At 56.8% G+C, this 23,586-nt stretch carries 23 protein-coding genes; 9 read left to right on the top strand and 14 right to left on the bottom strand.

Annotated elements, in window-relative coordinates:
* Positions 1-9: 9 nt before the first annotated feature.
* The 3 genes from ACR0C9_RS20485 to ACR0C9_RS20475 form a co-directional block, all read right to left on the bottom strand.
* Entirely contained in the window at positions 10-237 is a 228-nt protein-coding gene (locus ACR0C9_RS20485) for a hypothetical protein (RefSeq protein ID WP_170627237.1), read from the bottom strand.
* Positions 234-593, bottom strand: coding sequence for a DUF2958 domain-containing protein (locus ACR0C9_RS20480; protein WP_170627239.1), 360 nt, complete (start codon positions 591-593; stop codon positions 234-236). Before ACR0C9_RS20480 ends, ACR0C9_RS20485 begins: the two co-directional genes overlap by 4 nt.
* A 70-nt stretch (positions 594-663) precedes the next feature.
* Positions 664-864 carry a hypothetical protein gene (locus ACR0C9_RS20475; RefSeq protein WP_170627241.1) on the bottom strand — a complete coding sequence of 67 codons (201 nt, stop codon included), beginning with the start codon at positions 862-864 and terminating at the stop codon, positions 664-666.
* A 332-nt stretch (positions 865-1,196) separates the two neighbouring features.
* On the opposite strand from ACR0C9_RS20475, the gene ACR0C9_RS20470 reads away from it, so the two are divergent.
* A complete protein-coding gene (locus ACR0C9_RS20470) occupies positions 1,197-1,922 on the top strand; it encodes a hypothetical protein (protein WP_170627243.1) in 726 nt (241 codons plus the stop codon).
* 228 nt (positions 1,923-2,150) lie between these two features.
* A complete protein-coding gene (locus ACR0C9_RS20465; protein WP_170627244.1) occupies positions 2,151-2,927 on the top strand; it encodes an AbiJ-NTD4 domain-containing protein in 777 nt (258 codons plus the stop codon).
* A gap of 133 nt (positions 2,928-3,060) precedes the next feature.
* Here ACR0C9_RS20465 and ACR0C9_RS20460 read toward each other — a convergent pair whose 3' ends face one another.
* The 10 genes from ACR0C9_RS20460 to ACR0C9_RS20415 all read right to left on the bottom strand — a co-directional run bounded on the left by ACR0C9_RS20460 (position 3,061) and on the right by ACR0C9_RS20415 (position 14,576).
* A complete protein-coding gene (locus ACR0C9_RS20460) occupies positions 3,061-3,957 on the bottom strand; it encodes a zincin-like metallopeptidase domain-containing protein (RefSeq protein ID WP_170627246.1) in 897 nt (298 codons plus the stop codon).
* A gap of 394 nt (positions 3,958-4,351) precedes the next feature.
* Positions 4,352-5,584 (bottom strand): type II toxin-antitoxin system HipA family toxin, encoded by a 1,233-nt coding sequence (locus tag ACR0C9_RS20455; protein ID WP_170627248.1) that lies wholly within the window; start codon positions 5,582-5,584, stop codon positions 4,352-4,354.
* A complete protein-coding gene (locus tag ACR0C9_RS20450) occupies positions 5,584-5,988 on the bottom strand; it encodes a helix-turn-helix domain-containing protein (protein ID WP_480504043.1) in 405 nt (134 codons plus the stop codon). Before ACR0C9_RS20450 ends, ACR0C9_RS20455 begins: the two co-directional genes overlap by 1 nt.
* Before the next feature lie 306 nt (positions 5,989-6,294).
* Positions 6,295-7,590: a plasmid replication protein RepC gene (gene repC / locus ACR0C9_RS20445; protein WP_170627306.1), complete on the bottom strand. Its 1,296-nt coding sequence runs from the start codon at positions 7,588-7,590 to the stop codon at positions 6,295-6,297.
* Positions 7,591-7,864: 274 nt separating this feature from the next.
* Positions 7,865-8,836, bottom strand: coding sequence for a plasmid partitioning protein RepB (repB, locus tag ACR0C9_RS20440; protein WP_480504045.1), 972 nt, complete (start codon positions 8,834-8,836; stop codon positions 7,865-7,867).
* A 2-nt stretch (positions 8,837-8,838) separates the two neighbouring features.
* Positions 8,839-10,020: a plasmid partitioning protein RepA gene (gene repA / locus ACR0C9_RS20435; RefSeq protein WP_170627252.1), complete on the bottom strand. Its 1,182-nt coding sequence runs from the start codon at positions 10,018-10,020 to the stop codon at positions 8,839-8,841.
* A gap of 208 nt (positions 10,021-10,228) precedes the next feature.
* Positions 10,229-10,567 (bottom strand): DUF736 domain-containing protein, encoded by a 339-nt coding sequence (locus ACR0C9_RS20430; RefSeq protein WP_165198698.1) that lies wholly within the window; start codon positions 10,565-10,567, stop codon positions 10,229-10,231.
* A 279-nt stretch (positions 10,568-10,846) separates the two neighbouring features.
* Positions 10,847-11,953, bottom strand: a complete 1,107-nt coding sequence (locus ACR0C9_RS20425) for a hypothetical protein (RefSeq protein ID WP_480781913.1) — start codon at positions 11,951-11,953, stop codon at positions 10,847-10,849.
* A gap of 267 nt (positions 11,954-12,220) precedes the next feature.
* Entirely contained in the window at positions 12,221-14,086 is a 1,866-nt protein-coding gene (locus ACR0C9_RS20420; RefSeq protein WP_170627256.1) for a ParB/RepB/Spo0J family partition protein, read from the bottom strand.
* A gap of 121 nt (positions 14,087-14,207) precedes the next feature.
* On the bottom strand, positions 14,208-14,576 hold the full coding sequence (locus ACR0C9_RS20415) for a phosphoglycerate kinase (protein ID WP_170627258.1): 369 nt from the start codon (positions 14,574-14,576) through the stop codon (positions 14,208-14,210).
* Positions 14,577-15,176: 600 nt separating this feature from the next.
* Here ACR0C9_RS20415 and ACR0C9_RS20410 point away from each other — a divergent pair.
* The 7 genes from ACR0C9_RS20410 to ACR0C9_RS20380 all read left to right on the top strand — a co-directional run bounded on the left by ACR0C9_RS20410 (position 15,177) and on the right by ACR0C9_RS20380 (position 22,547).
* Positions 15,177-15,593: an antitoxin Xre-like helix-turn-helix domain-containing protein gene (locus ACR0C9_RS20410; protein WP_170627260.1), complete on the top strand. Its 417-nt coding sequence runs from the start codon at positions 15,177-15,179 to the stop codon at positions 15,591-15,593.
* The gene (locus ACR0C9_RS20405; RefSeq protein WP_480781912.1) at positions 15,590-16,294 is read left to right on the top strand and encodes an RES family NAD+ phosphorylase; all 705 of its coding nucleotides are present in this window, start codon (positions 15,590-15,592) and stop codon (positions 16,292-16,294) included. Before ACR0C9_RS20410 ends, ACR0C9_RS20405 begins: the two co-directional genes overlap by 4 nt.
* Before the next feature lie 211 nt (positions 16,295-16,505).
* The gene (dndB, locus tag ACR0C9_RS20400) at positions 16,506-17,612 is read left to right on the top strand and encodes a DNA sulfur modification protein DndB (protein ID WP_170627263.1); all 1,107 of its coding nucleotides are present in this window, start codon (positions 16,506-16,508) and stop codon (positions 17,610-17,612) included.
* Positions 17,609-19,069 (top strand): DNA phosphorothioation system sulfurtransferase DndC, encoded by a 1,461-nt coding sequence (gene dndC, locus ACR0C9_RS20395; protein WP_170627265.1) that lies wholly within the window; start codon positions 17,609-17,611, stop codon positions 19,067-19,069. Before dndB ends, dndC begins: the two co-directional genes overlap by 4 nt.
* Complete coding sequence (gene dndD / locus ACR0C9_RS20390; RefSeq protein ID WP_170627267.1) at positions 19,066-21,015, top strand: DNA sulfur modification protein DndD; 1,950 nt, start codon at positions 19,066-19,068, stop codon at positions 21,013-21,015. Before dndC ends, dndD begins: the two co-directional genes overlap by 4 nt.
* Positions 21,005-21,379: a DNA sulfur modification protein DndE gene (gene dndE, locus ACR0C9_RS20385; protein ID WP_170627269.1), complete on the top strand. Its 375-nt coding sequence runs from the start codon at positions 21,005-21,007 to the stop codon at positions 21,377-21,379. Before dndD ends, dndE begins: the two co-directional genes overlap by 11 nt.
* Positions 21,380-21,383: 4 nt before the next feature.
* The gene (locus ACR0C9_RS20380; RefSeq protein WP_170627271.1) at positions 21,384-22,547 is read left to right on the top strand and encodes a cysteine desulfurase family protein; all 1,164 of its coding nucleotides are present in this window, start codon (positions 21,384-21,386) and stop codon (positions 22,545-22,547) included.
* 23 nt (positions 22,548-22,570) lie between these two features.
* On the opposite strand, the gene ACR0C9_RS20375 is transcribed toward ACR0C9_RS20380, so the two are convergent.
* Positions 22,571-23,494, bottom strand: coding sequence for a hypothetical protein (locus tag ACR0C9_RS20375; RefSeq protein WP_170627273.1), 924 nt, complete (start codon positions 23,492-23,494; stop codon positions 22,571-22,573).
* Positions 23,495-23,586: the final 92 nt, after the last annotated feature.

Genomic DNA, 23,586 nt, shown 5'->3' with positions numbered 1-23,586 from the left:
GCGCGACCGTCAGGCGGCAGTACCTTCATGATCCGTCAGAACCATGTTCGCGGTGACACCAACAAAAAGCGGCGTGATTTGATACTCGCTCTCGTCGCTATTAGGCGGCGTCACCGCGACGATTGCCACGGCTGGTTCGCCATCAAGGAAGCAGGAGAACAGCACGAAATTGTCGTGGTCTCCTGAAGTCAGCGCCTCAAAGGCGCTGATGTGTTCAGGACGAATGTTGGTGCTCACGTGACGATCCCTCCGGCTTCGCGAGCGCGTTCCGCATAGGTCCTGAGCGGTGCCTCGGCTTTGAAGTGGAGGTCCCGCTCGATCGGCAAGCCAAGACGGCCACGGTGTGCCATGAGGACGCTGAGCCGAACCGAGCCCAGTTCCGGATAACCGAGGCCAAGATCGCAGAGCCCGAAGGCGATGTCAGGGTCTTCTGGGTCGGTTTCGCTAAGGAGCCAGGTGGCACCGCCGTCTGGTGTGAAGAGTTTGACCACCGGGTGGTGGTCGATGGTGTCCTCACCAGCTTCGATGCGCGTCTGGTTGGCGCGGCCATTGGCGGCCAGTTGGTCGAGGATGGGTTGAGGCAGAAGTTCCATTGTGTCTGTCCTTCGTATGAGATGTCGGAGGGGTTTGGCGGGAGGGGCACGAGGCCCCTCCCCGGCCGGGTCACTCGGTGGCCTGGACGTCGTCGCTGTCGGGCTTAGGCTCGAAGAGGACGAGCTCGCCATTCACCGGGGTTGCGAAGAGCTGGATGGTCATGAAGGACTTGGCGCCTTCGTTCTGCGGGAAGGCGACGCCCACCTTGTGGAAGCGGGTTTTGCCATCCTTGCCGGTGTCGGGGGTGGTGACGGTGTAGTACTTGGTCATATCGGTTCTCCTTCGTTTTCGATGCAAACGAGAGACCGTGACCGTCCGGACCGGCTGTCAGGCGGAACTTTGTTGCGCGAGGAATGGGCGCAAAGCGCACAGGGGACAGTTCTGCTTGAAGGGGGTGGCTGAAAGCCGCGCCCGGCAGACGGGCCAGGTCACGGAGATTGCATCAGGAAAAAAACGAGAGGGGAACAGAGATGGCCAGGCTGCGTGACGATCACGCCGGACCGCAAGAGAGATGGATACGTTCACGATGGTTGACGCCTGAAGTTGGATGAACCTGCCACGACCGGAATGACATTTCCCCGCGCAACCTGATATGGCGGGGCATGATCAAGCTTCGACCTATTGCCGACGACGACCCTGTCCTGGACCAGTCCCGACTGCTTCAGGCCATGGAGCTCGCCTTCGACTATGCCGACAGAAACGGCGGGATCGGACTAACGCAGACTAAAGCCTTCAACCGGAAATTCGCGCACTGGATGGCCGAGAACTCGCCCTGGCCGGACTACAAGGCAGAAGAGCTTCTTCGATTGAACAAGGTCCTGAACGAGTGGGATGTCGCGCCGGCCATGGTCGTGCATGACCTCATGATCGTCATGAAGCTGGGTCGGCACGTGAAGGGCAAGTTTCAGGTCTCAAAGAAGGCCAGGGCTTTGGCCTCAAACCGCGGCGCCTTCTTTGCCGACCTCGCCGAGACCTACCTCTTTCGCTACAATCACGCACGCACTGCCAGGTCCGAGTTCACGGCGCCGGGCAACTGGGACATCTTCCTCAACATCATCAATGTCGAGGCGGAGCAAGGCCTGACCGAGCCGCATCTGGTGAAGACGCTCTACGGCTTGGAAAAGCACGGCGTCTATGATCGGGAATACTACGATCACGCGGGGTTTCTATTCAGCCACGTCTTACTGCCCCTGAGCTGGATCGGTTTTCTTGTGGAGACACGCGAGAGCACGAAACGGTCCGACGAGGTCTATTGGAAGACGCCGCTTTGGCACGCCTGTCTCGAGCTCAGCACCGATGACATAGTGGAAGCGCCGTCGCGGCATTGAGGCATTTCGGGTAGCCGTTGGCTTGAGCACCGCTTCCCGACAGCGGCCATTCGTTCTGAACGCAGAGATCGGTTGGAGTGAACCATGTTTGCCGGTTTTACGTCATGCGACTAACGTCAGTTTGTGACCTGTATGCACTACCAAAGACTTTCGTTCCGCATGCATTAGCGGCTATTGACGGTTTAGATTTACCGAGACAGGGCAAGTATAAGAGTAGGTTCCTGGGCAATGTTTTCAAAACGACACGGGTTCGCAACACCCCCGGCCATCCGATTTCGTCATGACGCTCCAGAGGGATTGCGCCACGCGGTTATTCAAGCCGCTTACGACCATCTCTCGTATGAGCAAATACGCACCTCTATTTGCCGCACCCTTTACCTGGCACCAGACAAAGGAAACTGGAGCGAGATCCCAAATATCCGCGATGAGGTCGAACAGATCATTCAGGACGTAGAATGGTATCGTGTGTATGATGCGATTGAAGGTCTTGTATCGTTCATTGAAGGGACATACGGCTACCACGCTACGGTAGAGTTTGCTGATCGTATCAACTCAGTATTCGTTGACACTGGGGCAGGCTGGCAACTCGTTGCAGGCGATGGCATTGTTATGCGCGGTGATGCTGACTTTGAAGAAGCCGTCCATTCTTCCCAAACCGCCTTGGCACAGACCGGTTTCGATGTGGCAGCAAAGGAAATCCGGGAAGCTTTGAATGATCTTTCGCGGCGTCCAGAGGCGGATTTGACCGGCGCAATTCACCATGCTTTGGGCGCCCTTGAGGCAACCGCTCGTTACGTTTCTGGTACCAATGAGGACCTTGGAAAACTCGCTTCAAAAATTGGATTGCCAGCTCCGTTGGACGGGGCTTTAAAACAGATGTGGGGCTTTTCATCCAATTTTGGTCGGCATGTCAGCCCAACAAAAGTGCCTTCCCATGAGCAAGCTCAGTTGATCGTACACTTGTCGAGCGCCTACTGCCGCTATCTTGCCGATTGCAACAAATAAACAATCGGCAGGTAGTGACACTGCCACCAATCCGCACTTGCAGCGGCAATCAAGATTTACGGCGCAGCATAGCTGTTGGCTGGGGCTGCGGTGAAGGTCCTCGATTGGTGAAATCAACTCGAATTGAGGCCGCCTATGCGGCGACCTCATCCGTGTTTGGTTGCAGCCCATGCAGGTAATCAACGGCTTTCTGAGCGTGAGCAGCAGCCTGGAAGATGAACCGCTTGTCGTTGCGAAGGCCTTCGAGCCAATGCGCAATGTAGGACGCGTGTTCGTCACGCGGTTCCGGTGACAGTCCGAGATCAGCGGCCAGAAACGCTGCGCCAAGCTCAGCAACCAATTCGTCCTGGGCATAGCCTTCGTCACCCCAGCGTTTGCGACCGAAGCTGCGATCAAGGCGTTTGGGGTGACGAGTCCAGTGGCAAATCTCATGGCCGAGGGTTGAATAATACGCCTCGGGGAATTCAAAGGTTTCGAAGGGCGGCATCTGAACGTAGTCGGGATCGACCGCATAGAAGGCTTGATTGCCGCCATGACGAATATCAGCCCCGCTCGCAGCGAAGAATGCTTCGGCGGCGGCATCGCGCTCGTCGGCCTCTGGCATCAGTTCGGCCACAGCGTAATACTGGTCGGGCAACCCCTCGATCTGATCGACGTTGAAAACCGTATAGCCCTTCATGAAGGGGATCTCGATCTCGCGGGCCTGGCCCGCTTCATCGGTCTCGGTCTTGCGGAGCTTATCGGCGTAAATGACGAGTTGACCCTTGGAGCCTTTGCGGACCTGACCGCCGAGCTCGAATGCCTGGCGATAGGTCATCCAGGTGGGGGCGGCGTAACCATGGGCGACAGATGCGGCCCAGAGCAGGATGATGTTGAGGCCACGGTAGGCGATGCCATTGTGACGCAGAGGCCGGGTAATGCGACCGGCGAGATGATCGGCACTCCAGGGCTTGTGCCAGGGTCGGGTGCCAGCGTCGAGATCGGCAATGATCTTCTCGGTGATGCGGGTGTAGATATCGGGCTTTGCCATGTGATCCTCCATTTTCTCGTCCCCGTGCGGGACGCGGGAGGAAATGGCGGACGCAACAAGCCGCCCGGGCATGGTCAACACGGGAGCGTCAGCGAATGGAGCGGGCAGACCATTGCGCGGGCGGCGGCGTCCGCCAAACCCGCGATCCCCTTGCTCGTACGGGGATGAAATGGAGGAGGTTCTTGGGGTTAGAATTCTGCACCCATCATTCGCACAAACATGTTGCACGCCTTATCAAGTCCACTGTGCCAACGTCTGGCATCCATGTTGAGATGGTCCGCCTTACCGGATCCGCGTGAACCTGACCAAAGCCACAGTTTTGTAGGGTTCCTCAGCGGCTTTTGCCCTCAGGTACTCGTCAAAGCAGCAATCAATTTGTTGCAGCCGGGTCAGACTACAGTCCGAGAGCCGTCTCCATCCTCTCATGCTCAAAGGCTGGCGCGCATCTTCTGTGCGCGGCCCCGGTAATACCATGCTGGCGGAGCGTTTCGCCCCAGATCTCGGTTACCGTATTTGCCATTTCCCTGGCCATGGTCTTGGCATCAGCTTCCTCAATATTAAAAAAGGGTGCGGCTTCGACAACTGCTTCCACTGAGGGTTCAAAACCGTGAATGTCGCTGATCCCCGTTTCCAAAGTGGGTTGCCTGCGTGGTTGCGGGTTTACGTCAAACATCGGTGACAGGCGCCATCGATTGTCGCGCACATAGAGCAATCCATGATTTTTCAGGTGATCATCGGTGTTTGTGATCAGCACGGTGAACAACAGACGCCGCCACAGCTCCAGAATATCCCTGTCAGGCAGAACAGACATTTGACGAAGAGCATCTGCAATGTCGGTGTAATAACCATGGGCGGAACCTCTTTTCCCCAAAGCGGTACGGGCCGACATATATGGCAGACGACCACCTTGACGGCGATCAAAGCGCTTGATTAGTCCGACAGGGTGCCTGCTGGCCGCCAGTTCAAGCCGGGCCTCCGGTGTTCGAATACCTACCGCACGCGCCATTGCGAGGGTGGCAATTTCCAACCTTTCGACGGGCCATGTATCATCAATCGAGGTAAACTTAGCGATCCACAGGTCATCGCCATCCTCGACATTGGCTTTGGGGCGCGCACCGCCAAGTGAACCTGCCGCACCCACAAGATCACGCGCTTCGGCTTCAGCCCCATCCGGATCCCGCTCATACCGTGCTGCGATCGCACGAAGCTCTTCAATATTTGCCAGGCGTGGCACAGGGGGCTGACCCGGGTGGAACACCTCACCCTTTTCATTCAAAAACCGCAACGCCCCCTGGCGGGCCCTGTCATCTGCGGCAACCAGATAGTCAAACTCTGTCGCTCCCTCGCCATGCACCCGGCGAATGAGTTTACGTCCCCAACTATCAGGCGATGTATCTGTGAAGGGCCCCGCCAGGACATCTCGACGACGGCTGTCGCGCCCCTCAGACGAAGAATGAAAAGGCGCGCGGCCGCGCGGCATGTCCGGCGCGAGATCAAATCCTATCGGGTTTTCGAGCCATCGTTCATCATAGATGAACGTGGAATGAGACCGGCGCCCATCAGTTTCAAAAATCAAACGCCCGACGGGGATACAGGCATCCCCAAGAACAACAAAAGCCTCAGGCATTAAAATGCTGTCCCTTCATCATCATCAAAAACGACTGGCCCCTTTGCGGTGTCTTTCAGGTTAACTGGGGTGGCCATTGTGCCCTTGCCGGTCCGCACGGATGCCGATGAACCGCGCTGCCGAATGCGCTCTGGGAGTTTCTCCCTGTCCAGTCCGATGCCGGTAGAATCCGAAGATGGGTCTGCGATCTCGGCCAACCGTTCCAGCATTCCCAGAGCCAGAAGCGCCATAGCAAAGGTCTCAAGCCGGACGCCACCATCGCCCCGCTCAAGCTTTGCAAGAGTCTTGTCGCTGACACCAATCCGGCTACAGAAATCCGCAACCGACATGCGGCGCCTTTTGCGCGCCGTCTGGATATCGCGACCGAGCTGCGACAAAGCGGATTTAACTTGTAACGAGCCCACAACACTCTCCAAGGGTTACACCGGATATTTTTCCGGCTTGAAAGACTTAGTCCGGAATTTTCTCCGGTATATAGCCTAAACTCACATAACTCAAGGTTCCACACCGTAATCCGCCTGAAACTCCGATCTAAAACTCTTAAAGAGAACTTTTCTCCGGGTTATTAGGGGTGCAACCCGCATCCCCTGCCCCATAATCCACTGCAGAGCACACAGACGGGCCCTCGAAAAGCTCGGACTCATATTTGCTAAACCCTGCAGATTCACTGTTCAGTAAACCTGCGGACATCGACCGGCGAACCGCCATCGTCATGCCGCCTGCCCACTGAGCCTGCCATAGAAGCTGCGCTCGAGATGCAGCTCCCCTGCCCCGGCTTTCTGGACAATACCACGCAGATATCCGCCTGGGGACGCCACTTCACCGGCGCAATGCTTGTCAAAAGTCAGAACCAGCGCTGCTGTCGCGATTTGAGGCCCAAGACGGGCCTGTGCGAGATTCCAGGCGTGCTCGGACACGCCGATCATCGGCCTAAGTTGCCCGGCAACGCGATGAAGATCACCCCAATCCTTCAGATACCCGCCCATATTACGTGCCCAGGACGCGAATTCTGGACAAGCCTGCATCACAGTCGGCAAATCAAGTGCTGCTCCTCGTGTCTTGCGGGTCTCAGAAACCCAATCTTCCAACTCCCTATCCACCTGCTCTTCGGGTGGCGCATTGGGCACCACGCGCGCCGCTTGCTCAGTTTCTGAGCGATTACAGGTTACAGGATTAAGTTGGGTTGTAATTAGTATATGAGGTTCAGAATTGACCTCCCTGGGGTTCAATTCTTGAGTCTTTTCACTGACTTGTTCGATGCTTTCAGCGCTGTTATCCACAACCTCATTCGTCCGAGTTCCCTTAAGATAAGCCGCCTCGACACGCTCCTGGAGTTCTTTGAACCATGCCAGAAGCCGCTCAAGCGTCTCAGAACCCGTGTTCCGACGCGGAAGGCGGTCCAGGAGATCCTCAAACAGCCCTGAAAGATGCTCCCAAGGCCCTCTTAGAGCGCTACTGGCGGCCGCTTCGATCCGGGCGCGGATCATCCGGCGCGCAACCGTGATTTGGCGCTTCAAGCGCTGACAGAGCTCCCGTTCGGCCTGCAATTCGGCCTGTAGCTGCTCGAATTCCTCGACACGCGCTGACAGCGGCGACAGATCGAAGCCATAGGCCTCGATGATGCGCCCGTCAGCGTTCCTGTGGCCCCACCGCTTGCCATTGGGGCTATCCTTGAAGGAGATCACGCCAATTTCGGCCAGACGCCGCGCATGGCGCTTGAGCGCAGAGAGCGAGAAGCCCGTTTGCTCCATCAGGTAGGCGTTTGACGCCCAGACGATCGGACGCTGGCCCTCCTCCCAGTCCTGGGCCTGTGTGAAGGCGCCAAGGGTATCGAGGAGCAGCATGTCACCGGCCTTGAGGCCGATATGAGCGCCAACGCGCTTCACAGCTACAAAGGCCTGTGCCTTGGGAACGGCTGCTCTCTCACCCGCCTGTGCGTGCTGTTCAGCGACGGCAAGTCCAACCGTTGCCTTACGCCAACCCGAGGGTTGGTTGATATTGGACATACCTCCACCGTTCTGAGGCATGCCTGTCCCAGTCACTCCATCCGGAGCATCATTGAATTTCTTCATTTTTCTATGCAGGCACAGAAAACCTGTTCGCCCGAAGACGTTTTTCGTTGTTTAGCGATTCGCGGGCTGCTAGGATTGTGGTGTCAAAACAAATCGCGCCTTGTGCGCAGCAGCCCTCGGGACTTCGGTTTCGAGGGTTTTCTTTTTGGTGCCGTTCTCCTTTCTGCTCTTTGCCTCCGTTTCGGCGGTTAACAACTGTTAACCGCCCCTATCCTTCCTGGTTTTCTGATTGAAACCGCTCGAAGGAATCCTGAATGAGCTGGTCCAGATTTTGGTCCAGCCAGTTTGCGAATTTCGTGTTGTCCCCTGCCCTCTTGACGGTCACCGAGAGGCCCGACTTTCCACTCTTGATCTGAACGCCAGGAAGTGGCGAGCGTTGCTCAACGGACCGTTCTTGCTTTCCGCGTTTTCCGATCTCCTTGAGTACAAGCTCCAAACGGGTGTCGGATTCCAGCTCACCGGATCGGCCAAGAACTCCCAGGGCTGCTTGCTCGGTCAACTGCTCCTTCTCAAACGCAGTTGCGAGGGTTGTCCATTTCGGGCGCCCTGCCCCCGGAGCCGCGCCGATTGCTTCACCGACGGCGCTGGGAACCAGGCGATAGATACGTTCAAGCTGAGACAGCGTATTTTTGCTGATCGCCAAGGCCTGGCAAACTTCTGCGCGGGAGTATCCCTGCTCCAGGATCGCTTGCGCAAAACGAACACGTTCATAGTAGCTCAGTTCCGCGCGGCCTGCGTTTTCAAGCCCTTTTGCCATCAAGGCGTCTGTATCGTCGAGCGTTCGGATCAGAGCCCGCACCGGGATACCAAGCTGCCGACAGGCAAGTATCCTTCGCTGGCCGTAGATCACCTCGAAATGCCCATCGCGATCCTTAGACGGACGAAGAAGAACGGGCACTTGCTGTCCGGCCTCGGCAATACTGGATGCCAGGTCTTGGATCGATTCATGCGGCTCCGCGCTGTTAACAGCTGTTAACTCGATATCGAGCCGGTCCTTTGGACCCCATGCCAGGATGAGGCTTGTATCGATATCCTGAATTCCGCCGAGACCTGCGCGAACAGACCCAATGGTCCCTTTGGGCAAGGTCCGATGCGCCCGTTCTGAGCCACTGTCTTTCGCGGCTTCGGTCGCCGCGGTAATCGCGGCCATGATGCCGGTTTTGTTTTTTCCCATTGCCATGATTACCGCCCCCATGCCTGTTGAAGCATTCCTGCGATCTCAGCACCAACCGCATCCATGCTGTTTTTAGCGCGATCGTAGGTCGACCGCGTCATCTCGGACCGCGCGACCTCGTAGATCGACATCTTGAGCATCGATGCGTCGCCAATAGCTGTACTGCGCAGGCCCGTCGCACCAACCACGCGGTCCTGGAACAATGCGCGCATCAGACTCACGATCTGCTGACTTGGAATATCGCTCGGGTCATCGCGCGTTATGAGGAAGGAAAAGAAATCATGGTCCAGTTTGACGCCTGTGTCCTCGATCACGCCCAAATAGGCTGAGGTCATCTCGACAAATTGCTGTGTGGAAGCCAGGTCAAGCATGCTCGGTGTCATCGGCACAATGACGGAGGTGGCCGCATATAGGCCCGTCAAAGTTAGAAACCCAAGTGCTGGTGGGCTGTCGATGACTACCACATCGTAACTGCTCTCAACGGACTGGATCGCTTTGCTGAGCTTCTCAAAGAAGGCAACGCCGCGGCCCGCATTGACTGCGGTCTCAGTTTCGAATTCGCTCAGCACAAGACGGGCTGGCGCGAGGTGGAGACCCGGGAAGTAGGTTTCCACAATGGCCTCGGACATGGGCACCGGATCCTCGTAGCGAAGCGCGTCATAAATTGACGCGCCTTCAAACTCCAGTTCCGTCTGAATCCCGCAGAAACCCGTGAGGCTTCCTTGCGGGTCTAGGTCAATCGCCAGGACTCTATAGCCGCTCAAAGCAAGGTAGTGGCAAAGGTGGATGGCGGAAGTGGATTTGGCGGAACCACCTTTGAAGTTCATCAGCTGAATGACCTGGAGTTTGTCACCCTCGCGACGCCCGGGAAGGTATTTTCCAGGTTTGCGTGAGCTTGCTTCCAATAGGTGGCGCGCTTGCAGAATCTCTTCACCGGAATAGAACCGCCGCCCGTTCTTGATGACTTCGGGTTCGGGCAGGGACCCTTCGCTGTGGCACTTGCGCAGAAACTGTCCCGTCACGCCGAGCAGTTCAGCAGTCTCTGTTGCGCTGAATAGTCTCAAAATTTTGCGCTGATCGGGTGCATAAGCCTGCTGAAGATGCGTGGTAAGCGCCGTGTGTAGACGCGCCGCCATCTGGCTGGTAAGTTCTGATTGAGAGGCCGCTTCGATGGGTGCCGTCTGAAACATAGTTGCAATTTCTCTGCTCGAACGCGCTTATTTGCGCAACTTGACTCTAAAGGCAGTGATTCACCCTTCTAAGTCAAGGATTTTTCCACAATTTGTGCTGCCCAACCAACGGGCTACTAGGGAAGCGATACTGCATCGGCGAGTTAACAGCTGTTAACAGCGCCAGGGGAATGGGTGCACCGGGCCGGGAAATGGCCCGGTGCAGGTCTTATTGAGCTTCCTTCGGACCCCAGGGAATGACAGCCTGAAGCGTGTCATCATCCTGATTTGCGGCCTTGCCGAGATTGGCGTTGAAGCCGAAGTCCCGGATCGTCAGCGTGAAATAATCGGCGCCGGTATCGCGATTCTGCTTCTTCCAGATCCCGCCGCATTCGACCAGGCGACCACGGGGAGAACGCCCAAGAACACGGTGCGTAGGAGCCATCGGATTGTCGCTTGAGATGGGCTCAACGGTGATGTCGATGTCGAATGTCAGGGTAGAGATCGAACCGCTGCCTTTGGCGTTTTCGATTTCGGAGCTGTCGAAGTGAATGCAGTTGGTGGTCATCGCCAGGTTCCTTTCTATGGTGTTGCGATGATGGTCCGAGGGCAGGGACCATGGCCAAAACCACACCGAAGGCGTAGCGAAGCGGAGAGGGGTAAGGGACCAGAATTCTGTTCCGCGAGGAATGCATGGTAGGGCAGGGGAGAATTCTGAGAACCGCCCTTTGTGGTTTTGGCAGGACCTGCGACCAGCATTCTAAGCAACACCAATGAAAGGTCTGTGCGACTGCGTCACTCAGCATAGACCGACGCCAATATCTGACGTCAAGCTGCGGCCAACGGATCAGACCAACGGGTCGAGTTCTTCGACCTTGCGATGTGCCCATTTCAACCAGTCAGCGGCTGGCATCCCGTCAATCTCCTCAGCCAGGCTATGAGGGTTCGCTTCAAGTGCGGCGAGAAAGGATCGAAGCCTTTGCGCCTCCTCCCAGTCCTTCGCCCGGTCCCGAAACAGACGCCATTTCTCTTGCTCAAGCTGAGCCAGATGACGGCGCTCTTCCTCTGCGACCCGCTGCGCTTCAATGCGACGGTCTCGCTCCGCAAACTCCTCGCGTCGTGCGACCAAGGCCGGCCCTGCCAGCAAGAATCCCGCAATCACGGTTGGAAGTAAATCCTCGCCATTGAGCTTACTCGTTTCGACCCATTCTTTCTTCACACCCGTTCCGAGGTAGGTCGTGATCGTGAAGCGCAGGAACCCGGTAGGGGCCAGAGCGCTGTTGTGGTGATATGGAAAGGCCGTCCAGCCCTTCGGCTCATCGGACGGCCTTCCATGAAACTGGTACATCTTTTCGACAACTGCGATTTCGAACTTTTCTCCTGAAGCCTCTAACCTCAATTTGCCGCGAATACTGCCTTCAAGCGCGCGACCTCCCTGGGCTTCAAACCCTTTCAGGAGCGCGCTGGTGACCCGGAAACGATACAGATCCCGTTCGGTCAGATCGGCCAGTGTTTCTTCACCCCACCAAAGATCATCCGGCTGGCGAGCACGAAATCGAGCGCGCCGTTCAACTTGTTCCTTTCGATGTTCGTCCACCCAAGCCGCAACAATCGGATGGAGATTGCGCAACGTCCCCGGTATCGAGATTTTGCCGACATTCACCACCACCCTCGCGACACGCTTCGCGCTTTTGCGAGACTTTCTTTGGAATTGGCCGCTTTGCGGGAACAGGATGATGCTGGCTGTTCCCGCAGGGCAGGAAGGAAGCTCATGTTTCTGAACCTCCTTGCCCGCTTCCAGCTTCGCCCAATACCCCCGGGGTGGCCTTGGGATTGCATGGCGCGCGCAAATCTTGGAAAGGCCCTGATCTGACAGGCCAAATTCCTCCGCAAGCTTTGTCATTGGTTTGCGCCAGACGAGTTCATAGAGTTCCTCTCGCGATATTTGCTTCATGGCCGAATCCAGTCAATTTCTCAATTTTTCATATAGTTACGCCTGACAGTGGAACAACTCTGTGAAGTTCTGGCTAGGAATCTAGGCCAAATCGCACCGCCGATGCGGTGCTCCCGCGCGGACAGCGCCGGTCCGGCGGCAGGGCAGGGGGCTTGTCCTTCTGCCCCGCCGCCGGACAATTTTCCAGGCCCTGCTCCTGGCCAATCACTTGGCAAAAAAGAAGCCCCGCCGAAGCAGGGCCAGTTGGGTCTCCCCACGAAGGAGCCATCAGGTGCAGTCGGGCACCCATTTGTCGAGTTTGGCTTTTTGATCCGTTGTCAGGCCCATGAGCTTCTGAGTGGTTGGATCGCTCACGAGCTTTTCCATCTTCTCGGCCTTTTCCGCCTTTTTGAGCTTGGCGAAACCGGTGACACGTTCGTCACGGGCATTGCAGTCGAGGAACTCGCAAAGCAGATCGACCAGATGACCGGCTGACACGCGCGAGAAGAAATTCTCTGCCGTGGGCGTCCAGTGCTTTCGGATATCGGCTCCGGCTTCGTCGGCGATCAAGCCGAAGAATTCCGCGCCGCCAGCCCGATAGGGCAGGGTGCGTGTGATCGCCTCGGTGATCTGGGCGTTGCGGGCTTTCTTCCCGTCCTCGCGGAAGGCGGCGAAGGCCTCGGAGAGGTCTTCGATACGGGTGCCGTTCTGCCAGTATTCGCTGGCATCGATCCCATGCTCCAGACGCGGCTCGCGGGTAAAGCCATTCTCAACGCTTGGCGCATTGGTCGGGCGGTCCAGCCGAATGCCGAACACACTCTCGAAACTCCCTGATGCCTCCGACAGGCCGAACCCCAGCAGGTCCAGAACCAGCTCGGGTTTGGCGAGAAGGGCGGTCTGCACTGAGGCCAGCCGGATCGCCTGCATATCCGCCACCAGTTTTTGCGAGTAGGGGGATTTCGGGGTGTCGGGTTTGGTGGTCTGCGGCGCCTGCAGCACACTGGCCTCGATGGCGGCCTTCTTGTCGTTGGGGCGGACCAGACCGGCTGTGACCTCAAGCTCGCCCGATCCGTTGACAAGAATGATACAGCCCGCATGGGCTTTCTGATCCTCGGAATAGTCGCCGTCGAGAATGGCCTGCAACTCGGAGAGCCGCGCTTCACCATCTTCGTCCAGGACCCCGCCATTGGCGAGGTCGGCCAGTTCGTCGTAGTCCTCGGCTTCTTCCTCGCTCAGATCACCTTCGATGGGGTAGAGGCGGGCCAGCTTCATCTGGTCCAGCTCGTAGTAGTTGAGCCAGGCCTCGCTGCGAGCCTCGGCCCATGCCCAGCCTTGGGTCTCGACCAGATCGGCACGGGCCGCGTCCAGCTTCTCAGTGAACAGGCGATCCAGAAGGGCAGGGGAGGCGAGGAAGACCTCATCGGAGAAGAGATCGCGCGTGACCGTGCCACCCTCGGCCTCATAGGCTTCGATCCCAACGAACTTGGCGCGGCGATCCGTGGCCTTAATGGCGTCGGGATGTAGCGCGTTCTTGATTGCACTCTCTGAGACGGCTTGACCCTTGACTTGCTCCAGAAGGCTCAGGGCGAGCGCTTCATCATCAGAGAGGGTGAAGGCCTTGGCGGTGCCAAGGCTGATCTCTCCTGCGGCCAGTGCGTCGAGCACGGGTTCGGGCAGGCCCGCCAGCGCCAGCCGTTGGTAGACGCGGGCCTCGGTCACGGCAAAGGCGAGGGCAATTTCCGGCACGGTTGCGCCACGTGATTTCATGCGACCGAAGGCGCGGATTTCGTCCGCCGGGGTCATGTCCTCACGGGCAGCGTTCTCGGCGCTGGCCCAATCCTCGGCCTCGGCGGCATCTGCGGCGAGCTTGACCGGCACCGTGGTAAAGGGATGGGCTTCGGACCGCTCCGCGATCATCTGGATGGCGCGGAACCGGCAGCCGCCCGCGACAATCCCGACTTTGCCGTCCTCATCCATGAGGCCCGCGAGATTGTGGATGAGGCCGAAGCGTTCGATGCTGTCTGCAAGGCTTTCGATATGGGCCTCAGACACGGCTTTGCGCGGGTTCAGATCGGAGATGTAGAGCATCTCCAAGGGGATTTGCAGGATCACGGCGCTGGCGGTGTCAGCTTGGATGGTCTGTTGCTTGGTCATTGGATTGTCCTTTCGGATGGGTTTCAGGCCCGCTCGGAGCGCGGCATGGGCGCTCGGCGGGTGCTATTTTGGGTGGGGTAGGGGATGGGGCCGGAACGTCTGAGGCTCCGGCCCCGAGGCGTCACCACCAGCAGGAGTAGATCACGGTTGACCCTCGTGCGATTTCGGCCCGCGCCCATGCGCAGAACTCAAGGTCGTAGTCGCGGTATTCGGTGGCCTGTTCGTCTTGGAACTGGTGGCCATAGAAGAACCCGCCCTCACAATGGGGCAGGGCGCTTCTCTTCACGGCCTGTTCCAGCGTGTCGATGTCGGCGGTTTCCAGTTTCAACTCACCGCAATTCAGATCGGACGCCGAAAGCCCGGTCCGCTCGGTGTAGAGCGCCTCCATGAAGGTTTGCAGCTTGGAATGCTTGCGCCAGACGAATTTCGGGCTTTCGCCCTCGTCGCCGCTTTCGGGGGTTTTGACATATGCGTATTGATCAAGGCCCATGGCCTGCTCCTTTCGTGGTTAGAGCGGCGCGGAATATTCTTCTTGCGACCTCTCGGGCCTGTCCGCTTCCGCCCAGTGGCGGAGGCCTCGACTGATCTGTCAGTCCGAAAAGCCCCCGTGCTTTTCGGCTAGGCAGAGCAGGTGAGGGCGATAGCCCGTCCTGCGGCCGGACGGCGACCCGACACAGGGGGCCGGAGCGGTGAAATCGGGAGGGACCCGCGCAAACCGCGCGGGAGGAACCGGATTTCTCCCGTGGAGGCTGGCGCGGAACGCGACACCAGAGCCCCTGTTCGGGACGCCGGCCGGATGGCAGGCGGAATTCAGCATTGAAAACCTGCCAGCCGAGTTAGAGCGGAGCGGAGACCCCGCTGACCGCTGGTTCAAGCGATCGCGGTCTCGCCCGCGATCTCATCTGAGACATGCACGAAGGATCGTGTCCAGAATTGGCGGAGACGCCACCAAGCGGCTCCGGGCGCAGCCAAGAGCCTGGTCAGCGCCATGCGCTGGCGTGCCAAACCAATCAGGCAACGCACGCTCTATAAGGGATTTTGACACGATCACATCATATGATATGTATTATCATGTCATATGGAGTTAATCATGCCTGAACCCATCCAAAATGCGCCTCAACCGGCATATGTCCAGCCAATTGACCAACAGGACAAGATCGCTGCGATTATCAAAGGCGTTGTTCGGACCGCTGATGCCTGGGGGTTGTCGAATGCCGAGGCCGCAATGCTGTTCGATGTCCCGACAGCCACCTGGGGGCGCATGAAGGCTGGCACCTACAAAGGTGTGCTGGACCAGGACAAGGTCACCCGCGCAAGCCTGCTGATCGGGTTGTTCAAGGGATTGAGACTGCTGTTCAACGGCCCGCTTACATATGGCTGGCCAAAGACCGCCAATACAGGCCCGGGCTTCAACGGCAAGACCCCGGTTCAGATCATGTGCGAAGGCGGCATTCCGGCGATGATGAAAATGCGCCAGCATATCGACGCGCTCCGAGGTGGCGAGTGATCAGAGCAAGTGACCTGACACAGGTCGAATTCACAGACCCCAAAACTGTCCGGCTGATTTCAACTGCCTATATCGACGAGCCCGCGATGGCACCGCTGGTCGATGATGACGATGAGTTGGCGATCCTTAAAGAAATCGAAGGGCTGACCTCCGCACGCCGGTCCGTCACCTTACCGATCCCGGGAGGCCTTCATCCGGGTGAGCTTCTGACCGAGGCCGCCGGGTATGGCTGGACGCTGGTGAATGCAGCATTCTGCTATACCCGCCCGATAGGCAACAGGTTCAATGGCCCTGACCGGGGGGCGTGGTACGCGTCCTATGGAGATCTTGCGGTCGAAACCGCGCAAGCCGAGGTGTCCTGGCATCTGACGCGCGAACTCGAAGCGACCGGTGTGTTTGAAAACACCACGTCCTACAGGGAGCTTTTTACCGGGTTCACGTCTCAATTCCACGAACTCGCCCCGGGAACAGAAGACGCTGCATTGCATGCTGACCCTGCGACCGCATACCCGGCGGGGCAAGTCCTGGCACGCGATGTGCTTGGCTCAGACGGCAATGGAATCCTTTACCCATCCTCACGACTGCCGGACGGCCAATGCCTGGTCGCGCTTCGCCCGCACCTTGTGCAGAATATCCGACAGGGCGCGGCTTGGGATTTTGTTTGGGACGGCGAGCCTACCCCCATCATGTCCAAGCGCTAGCCGCATGATGCTCTGCATATCGGCGACTTGGTGACGATTTCACTCGTATTCGGCGCTCGGGTGGACTAGTGAGTGCAGCAAAATAGGGCGGGTACGGGCTCTTGTTTGCCAAACGGTTCAACCAGCAAAGAAACCGAGGCAGAATAGCCAAACAGACATTGACTTCCCGTCAGACTTCCATAGACTTCCAGCGTAACGGCTGGGGGTTCTCATGAGTGGCAATTTCTACAATTTTGCGGCCATACGCGGCGTCCAAGCTGGGACCGAGTATTATGTGATCATGGTACCGCTTAAAATGGTGCCAAAGATTTTCGAGTTCGACAGCCAGGAATTACCGGCTGACCTGCGCGCTCAGCGCGTTTTGTCAAATGTCCGCGTCCCGCAAATCGCATCCTATCTTTCGGACAACTTCGAAGAATACACGCTCTCCTCTCTCTGCGCATCCGTGGACGGGGATCTGGAGTTTTCGCCCGCCAGCGACAACCTTCAATTCCGCAACGTTGGCGAGCTGCGGCTTTCGATGACGGCTCGCATTATCTTGAATGATGGGCAACACCGCCGCGCGGCAATTGAAGAGGCCCTGAAAACGCGACCCAAACTCGAAAACGAAACGATCTCAGTTGTGCTCTTTGTGGATGAGGGCTTGGAGCGCTGCCAGCAAATGTTTGCAGACCTCAACAAGAATGCGGTGCGCCCATCAGGGTCTTTGAATGTCCTCTATGACCGCAGAAACCCTTTGGCGCGTTTAAGTACGCGCGTGCTGGAAGGTATTCCGTTCTTCCAGGAATTCACCGAGCTCGAAAAGACGTCGCTCTCAAACCGAGCCAAAAACCTCTTCACCCTTTCCAGTCTAAATCAAGCCAACAAATGGCTGGCGGGGCCAGACGCGGGGCGGTTCGGTGAAAACACCGAAAACACGATCATCGCGTATTGGCGGCAGGTATCCGAAGTCATGCCGGACTGGCAGAAACTGATGCGAGGCGTGACCACGGCTGGCGATTTACGCAAAGAGACGGTTCATGCCCATGGCGTCATGCTGCAGGCCTTTGGCGTCTTGGGGGCACGGCTGATCGCAGCCAAACCAGATGGATGGGCGGAAAGTCTCGCTCCCCTTGCAGAGATTGATTGGAGCAAGCGCAATGTCCAACTGTGGCGCCCTCGCGTAATGGGTGCCCGCGGCATGGATGGCAGTGTGAAATCCGTGCATCTGGCGGCAAACGTCCTGATTGGGGCTGTGGGCCTACCCCTGAACGAAAAAGAACAAGCGAATGAAGACGACTACTTGGCGTCATTGGCTGAGGAGAAGGTCGTCACATGACATCAAAAATAGATAATTTAGCGAAAAAGGCAGGCCTCGACGTGGGCGCTCTGCAGGAGCACATTCGCGCCGTCTACAAGTCAGACGACCGGCCATGGGTGATCGGATATAGCGGCGGAAAAGACTCAACCTGTGCTTTACAGCTGATCTGGGGTGCCGTTCGCGCGCTTCCGGAAAATGAACGAAGCAAGCCAATTTTCGTCTTGAGCTCCGATACGCTTGTGGAGACGCCAGTCATCGTGAACTACATCGACGACACATTGGCGGCGATCAACGAAGCAGCGGCAGAACAAAGGATGCCGATCACAGCACAGAAAGTCGTTCCGGAGATTTCGGATAGCTTCTGGGTGAACCTGATCGGTCGCGGATATCCCGCACCATCAAAACGCTTTCGCTGGTGCACCGAACGGCTGAAGATCGATCCGGCAAATGCCTTCATCAAGAACCGCGTTGCTGAATACGGCGAAGTCGTCATGGTCTTGGGCGTGCGATCCGCTGAGAGCGCGACTCGCGCTCAGGTCATGTCGCTACACAAGATCGATGGAACGGCATTGTCGCGTCACTCGACCTTGCCGGGGGCTTATGTGTTCACGCCAATCGAGGCGTTTAGTGTGGATGATGTCTGGGCCTTCCTACTGCAAAACCAGTCGCCCTGGGGATCGGATAACCGCGATCTGCTTGCCATGTATAGGAACGCGCAAGCTGGCGAGTGCCCGCTTGTGGTGGATAAGCAAACAGAAAGCTGCGGCAACTCGAGGTTCGGATGCTGGGTCTGTACAGTCGTCACCAAAGACAAAGCCATGGAAGCCATGGTCGATAATGGCGAAGAATGGCTAGAACCACTTCTTGATCTACGTGACGAGCTGGCCGAAACGCAAAACCCTGACAGAAAAAGGGAATTCCGAGATTTCAAGCGGCGGGACGGTTCTGTCACGTTCGTTGGCGACTCCGAGACATCAATTCCTGGTCCGTACCTCTTCGGCTATAGAAAGGAACTCCTTCGCAAGGTCCTCGAAGCCCAAGAGCAGGTGAACGCCAAGGCACCACCAGGGGAGAAGACGGTCCTCATTCAAATCGAAGAGCTTAAGGAGATCCGTCGTATCTGGCGCAGTGAGCACGGTGACTGGGGCGATTCTGTTTCGGAAACTGTCAAATCGGTTACGGGTAAAGAGCTTCCAGCTGAGGCGACTGAAGGGTTTGAGTTTCAAGGTGATGACGCGAAGGTCTTGGCTGACGTCTGCACTGCACATGATCTGCCACCACGTCTCATGGCCCAGCTTCTCGAGGCCGAACGTTCTGTACGTGGCCTCAAGCGACGCACCCTTATTCACAGAAAAATCGCCTCCATCCTTGAGCAGGAATGGCGTGACGAAACAACAGTTCTGAACGAGCGAAAAACGCGGCTGGAACAGAACAAGTCGACAGCGGCCAACCCACTATTTGAGACTAAATTATGATTCTTGAGTCCCTACGTCTCGTTAACTTTGGTCTCTATGGCGGTGAGCACCGATTTGAACTGGCCCCTGATGCCGGCGGCCAGAAGCCTGTAGTTTTGGTGGTTGGCCATAATGGGGCGGGGAAGACTACGTTCCTGGAGTCTGTGCGTCTGGCGCTGTATGGTAAACGCGCGCTCGGTGCCCGTATTGGCCAAGCCGAGTATGAGCGGCATCTGCTCAAACGGATCAACAATTTTGCCACGGACCGGACTGCCTCTGTCGAATTGTCCTTCAAGAGCCAAAACCTCGGCAACGAGGACATATACACTGTGCGCCGTGCTTGGGCCGCCCGTGGCGCAAGTGTTGTCGAAAGCCTCGAGTTTGAACGCAATGGTGCGCCAGTCGATGATATCCCGACCGAGGATTGGAACCACTATCTCGAAGACATCATTCCAGCGGGTGTTTCGCAGCTTTTCTTTTTTGACGGGGAAAAGATCCAAGACATTGCAGATGATCAGGAAAATACAGGACTGACTGATGCAATCAAATCTCTGCTGGGCATCGACATTCTTGACCAGCTTCGGGGTGACCTCGCTCTCTACAAGTCGCGCAGTATGGACCGGGAAGGCAGCGCGGACATTGAGAGTCTCCAGCGCGATCTCGAAATTGCCAAGTCTGACCTGGTCTTGGCTGAAGAAGAACTTGGGGCTTTATCAGCAAAACGCACTCAGCTTGCGCGCCGAAGCGAAGCTTCACAGAAGGTTTTTGAGCAAGAAGGCGGCAGCATCGCATTGAGCCGCGATACTCTATCGGAGGAATTTAAGCGTGCAGAGACTGAACTGACCAAGCAAACCAACGCCCTTAAGTCGCTCGTGAACGGTGTCGCACCTTTCGGCTTGGCTCCAAAGCTCTTGGCAAAGTTCTTATCCGATGTGGAGCATGCTCGAAGTCAGCAGTCTGCCCTGGCAATCGAGGCCTTCGTTTCGAGTTTCCAGCAGACCGTGGGCAATGACGCGACATGGACGAAGACCCATTTTGCACGGCTTCGTGATTTCGCTGAAAGCCGTCAAAGCTCCGGCCCCAAAATGGCTTTGAGCACGGAACCAGATTGGGTCATCGAGAAACTTGCTCGGGTGCCGGACGAACGGGTCAAGGTGGCCAAGCTTGCTGCGCAACTGGCAGAGCTACAAAAGAAACGCGCGACCTTGAAGGACCAGTTGAAGAACTTCCAGCCAGGTGCAGCATCCGGTGCTTTTGAGGATTTAAAGAAAGCCGAATTTGAGCTCGGCGCCGTTGAAGCCGAACTCAAGCGTAAACAAGATGCGGCAACGCAGGCCCGTGCGCTGATCGACCGCTTGGAACGCGAGTTGCGTAAATCGCGAGACGCCGTTTTTGCTCTGGCAAAGGCAGAAGAAAAGCGTGATTTGGCAACGCGGGCGCAGGCCGCGCTCAATGATTACGAAGAGCGGATTGTTCAGCTGCGTCTCGCCTCGCTTTCAAAGCACTTCATTGACGCCTTTAGCGGGCTCGTCACGCGCAAGTCCCTCGTGCGCGAGGTCATAGTCGACCCGAATTCGTTCCAGATGAAGCTTCTGGGTGAAAAGGGCAGGGAAATTACACCGTCGGAACTCTCCGCCGGCGAACGGCAGCTGTTCGCGATTTCAATGCTTTGGGCGCTTGGTAGAACAAGCGGAAGAGAACTACCTATGATTATCGACACGCCGTTGTCACGTTTGGACCAGCAGCACCGCACGAACCTGATGGCAAATTACGTACCGCGTAGCTCTGCCCAGGTTATCATGCTGTGCACCGATACCGAGCTGACACCGGATCTTTCGGAAATCATCACGCCTTACGTGAGCAGACGCTTTGAAATCGGTGCGGTCGTCGGCGGGCGACGCACGGAGATCACTGTGCTGGACCATGCACGGGATGCACACCTCCTGGAGATGACCGATGCACATTAACAAGTTTCGGATTTCATCAACGGCCACTGGCCAGGTCAGGATCATCTCACAAAGATCAGGCCTGACGCCAAACCTCGTGTGTCGTTTGGCGATGTTATCATCATTTGAAGCCGGACCCGTTTCTGGCGCGGCTGATGACACGAGCGAGGGACAGGAATTCAACGCCTACACGCTGTTTGGGGACTTCCAGCCTCTCTTCATCGATCTCTTAAAATATGTCGAGCTTGGCCCAGAAGAGAACGAGGCCGACGACAATGATTTGCTGGAGCGCCTGCGGATGCACATTGATCGTGGCGTTCGACAACTCTCGGTCCGCTTAAAGTCCCCGGCTGATGCGGCCGAACTGATCGCAGGAAGTGCGTAACACGATGTCGGCACCGATTTATCTCGATCACAATGCTTCAACGCCAATTGATCCGGATGTCTTGGAGACAGTTATACGGGTCAGTCGGGACAGCTATGCCAACCCGTCAAGTATTGAACATAGTCAAGGCTCGGCAGCGGCACGGATTGTCGAGACTGCGCGCGGGCAGATAGCGGCCCATGTCAGCTGCAAGGAAACCGAGCTTGTTTTCACAGCTGGGTCCACCGAAGCAAACAACCTTGCGATCCTCGGTGCATTTCCAATTCTGAAGGCGGCAGGACGGCCCCACCTGATCACCACGAAAATTGAGCACCCATCGGTTCTGGCCTGTTTTGACTTTCTCGAAGGCCAAGGCGCACGAGTCACGCGACTGGGCGTTGATGAAGGTGGCCAGATTTCGCTAGATGAGCTGGCTCAGGCTTTAACCGATCGGACTGGCTTGGTCTCTATCATGGCCGCCAACAATGAGACGGGCGTTTTGCAACCCATCTTGGAGGCAGGCCAGCTTGCAGAGGAAGCCGGGGCGCTGTTTCACACAGACTTCTCGCAGGCTTCTGCTCTTGTGCCACTTGATCTCAAAAACGCGCCCATCCATTTGGCGAGTTTTTCCGGACACAAGGCCTATGGACCGAAAGGGATAGGGGCCCTTTACAGGTCGATCCGAAAGCCACGGGTGAACTTGGCCCCAGTGATGTTTGGCGGCGGACAAGAGAAAGGTTTAAGGGCAGGGACCTTGAACACACCTGGCATCGCGGGGTTGGGACATGCATTTGAACTCATTTCAAAGCACATAGACCATGACCGGGATCGTATTGGTGCCCTGCGAGACCAACTCGAAAAGGAACTCAAAGGAGCCTTATCCGTGCACGTCAATGGGAACACTGAAGCGCGGTTGCCAAACACAATGTCGCTCACAATCGACGGCGTTGTCCCACAGGCGCTCATGCAGAAGCTAAGGAACGATCTTTGCTTCTCTGCGTCGAGCGCCTGCGCCACGGAACATGTCGAAACCTCCCACGTCCTGCTAGCAATGTTCGGCGAAACTCCAAGGGCGCGTGACGCCTTCCGGTTAGGTTTAGGGCGGCAGACCAGTCAAGAAGATATCTCACGCGTAGCTGATTTCTTTGTTCAAGCGGTCCAAGAGCTATTGCTCTTACGCAGCGCATAGAGCCGCATAAATGGTGATCGCTACTAAAGATCGTGGATGAACTTTTGATCCATGAACAAGCCTGGCGCATCTGTGTCTTCTTCGGTGTCATCAAACGCATCTTTTGGTATTTCCTTTTGCAGCGCAAAGATGAGCTCCCACACATGAACTCCATCACCAAACCACACATCATGGTCGGCCTCCACTCGAGCGATGATGGCTTGCAACAGAAATAGCACAAGGCGGATCTGAGCGTGGAAGAGTTCCGTTTGAGCAGCAAGGGTTCCAGACATGAGATCATCCGACTGCGCGCCATAGTCGTACTCGTGAGGGATCATGTTTTCGATTTTCCCATGAAGCATACCGTTTCGGAACTGACGCAGCAGCTCAGCCGATATAGCTAAGTCGCTGCCCGAAGCGATGGCCTCCTTGAAAGGTTTTTCCCTTGAATTGACACACGCTTTTGCAGTGCGGTGTGCTTCATGCATCGCTTCCTTCAATCCGTAGCACGGTTGGAAGCTGAATCTCTCTAACTTGTGGCGAACGGCCGTCGTCGAAACCCTCTCCCTTTCCTGCGGGAAAAGGGTCTTACCGGCAATCTCAAAGGCGTTCCATGCCCCGTGGAAGACAAGTTGACCGGCGACAAATCTCTCTTTCATTTTTGAGATGGCATCGTCATGGGCGCCAGCCGAACTGCACATCGTGCTGTCGTTAAAAACATCAGTGTATAGGCCAATGCGTTGCAGCGACAATGCTTGATGAAGGTTATGATACACCCCGTCCCACGCAGAGCTGTTACCGCCTCCTCCTGAAAGACTGGATATCACCCGAAGAACTCGTAGGGCGTGGGCTCTCAGGGACGCCAAGTACGCGCCATCAGAGACCATGGTGCGGCAGGCCCAAAGGGCGTCGAAAGGTTCACTTTGCCGCCGCAACTGATCTTGCAATACGTCTTCCAGACTGTTCATTTACTATCCAAGGATCTTTCCCAATAATCATCAACCATAGCGAGCAGCATTCTGGGCCAACACCCCTCAAAACACATAGCATTTATTGATTT

Source organism: Ruegeria sp. C12 (genome assembly GCF_056537745.1).
Note: the sequence above shows the minus strand (reverse complement) of the source record. Positions and strands in the feature narration are given on the sequence as shown.

Excerpts from the sequence above, each read along its gene's own strand:
- ACR0C9_RS20465 (WP_170627244.1), top strand. The coding sequence starts at position 2,151 with ATGTTTTCAAAACGACACGGGTTCGCAACACCCCCGGCCATCCGATTT.
- ACR0C9_RS20375 (WP_170627273.1), bottom strand. The coding sequence starts at position 23,494 with ATGAACAGTCTGGAAGACGTATTGCAAGATCAGTTGCGGCGGCAAAGT.
- ACR0C9_RS20475 (WP_170627241.1), bottom strand. The coding sequence starts at position 864 with ATGACCAAGTACTACACCGTCACCACCCCCGACACCGGCAAGGATGGC.
- dndC (WP_170627265.1), top strand. The coding sequence starts at position 17,609 with ATGACATCAAAAATAGATAATTTAGCGAAAAAGGCAGGCCTCGACGTG.
- ACR0C9_RS20410 (WP_170627260.1), top strand. The coding sequence starts at position 15,177 with ATGCCTGAACCCATCCAAAATGCGCCTCAACCGGCATATGTCCAGCCA.
- ACR0C9_RS20380 (WP_170627271.1), top strand. The coding sequence starts at position 21,384 with ATGTCGGCACCGATTTATCTCGATCACAATGCTTCAACGCCAATTGAT.
- ACR0C9_RS20425 (WP_480781913.1), bottom strand. The coding sequence starts at position 11,953 with ATGAAGCAAATATCGCGAGAGGAACTCTATGAACTCGTCTGGCGCAAA.
- ACR0C9_RS20430 (WP_165198698.1), bottom strand. The coding sequence starts at position 10,567 with ATGACCACCAACTGCATTCACTTCGACAGCTCCGAAATCGAAAACGCC.
- repC (WP_170627306.1), bottom strand. The coding sequence starts at position 7,590 with ATGTCCAATATCAACCAACCCTCGGGTTGGCGTAAGGCAACGGTTGGA.
- ACR0C9_RS20455 (WP_170627248.1), bottom strand. The coding sequence starts at position 5,584 with ATGCCTGAGGCTTTTGTTGTTCTTGGGGATGCCTGTATCCCCGTCGGG.
- ACR0C9_RS20420 (WP_170627256.1), bottom strand. The coding sequence starts at position 14,086 with ATGACCAAGCAACAGACCATCCAAGCTGACACCGCCAGCGCCGTGATC.
- repA (WP_170627252.1), bottom strand. The coding sequence starts at position 10,020 with ATGTTTCAGACGGCACCCATCGAAGCGGCCTCTCAATCAGAACTTACC.
- ACR0C9_RS20415 (WP_170627258.1), bottom strand. The coding sequence starts at position 14,576 with ATGGGCCTTGATCAATACGCATATGTCAAAACCCCCGAAAGCGGCGAC.
- ACR0C9_RS20480 (WP_170627239.1), bottom strand. The coding sequence starts at position 593 with ATGGAACTTCTGCCTCAACCCATCCTCGACCAACTGGCCGCCAATGGC.
- dndE (WP_170627269.1), top strand. The coding sequence starts at position 21,005 with ATGCACATTAACAAGTTTCGGATTTCATCAACGGCCACTGGCCAGGTC.
- repB (WP_480504045.1), bottom strand. The coding sequence starts at position 8,836 with ATGGCAATGGGAAAAAACAAAACCGGCATCATGGCCGCGATTACCGCG.
- dndD (WP_170627267.1), top strand. The coding sequence starts at position 19,066 with ATGATTCTTGAGTCCCTACGTCTCGTTAACTTTGGTCTCTATGGCGGT.
- ACR0C9_RS20460 (WP_170627246.1), bottom strand. The coding sequence starts at position 3,957 with ATGGCAAAGCCCGATATCTACACCCGCATCACCGAGAAGATCATTGCC.
- dndB (WP_170627263.1), top strand. The coding sequence starts at position 16,506 with ATGAGTGGCAATTTCTACAATTTTGCGGCCATACGCGGCGTCCAAGCT.
- ACR0C9_RS20470 (WP_170627243.1), top strand. The coding sequence starts at position 1,197 with ATGATCAAGCTTCGACCTATTGCCGACGACGACCCTGTCCTGGACCAG.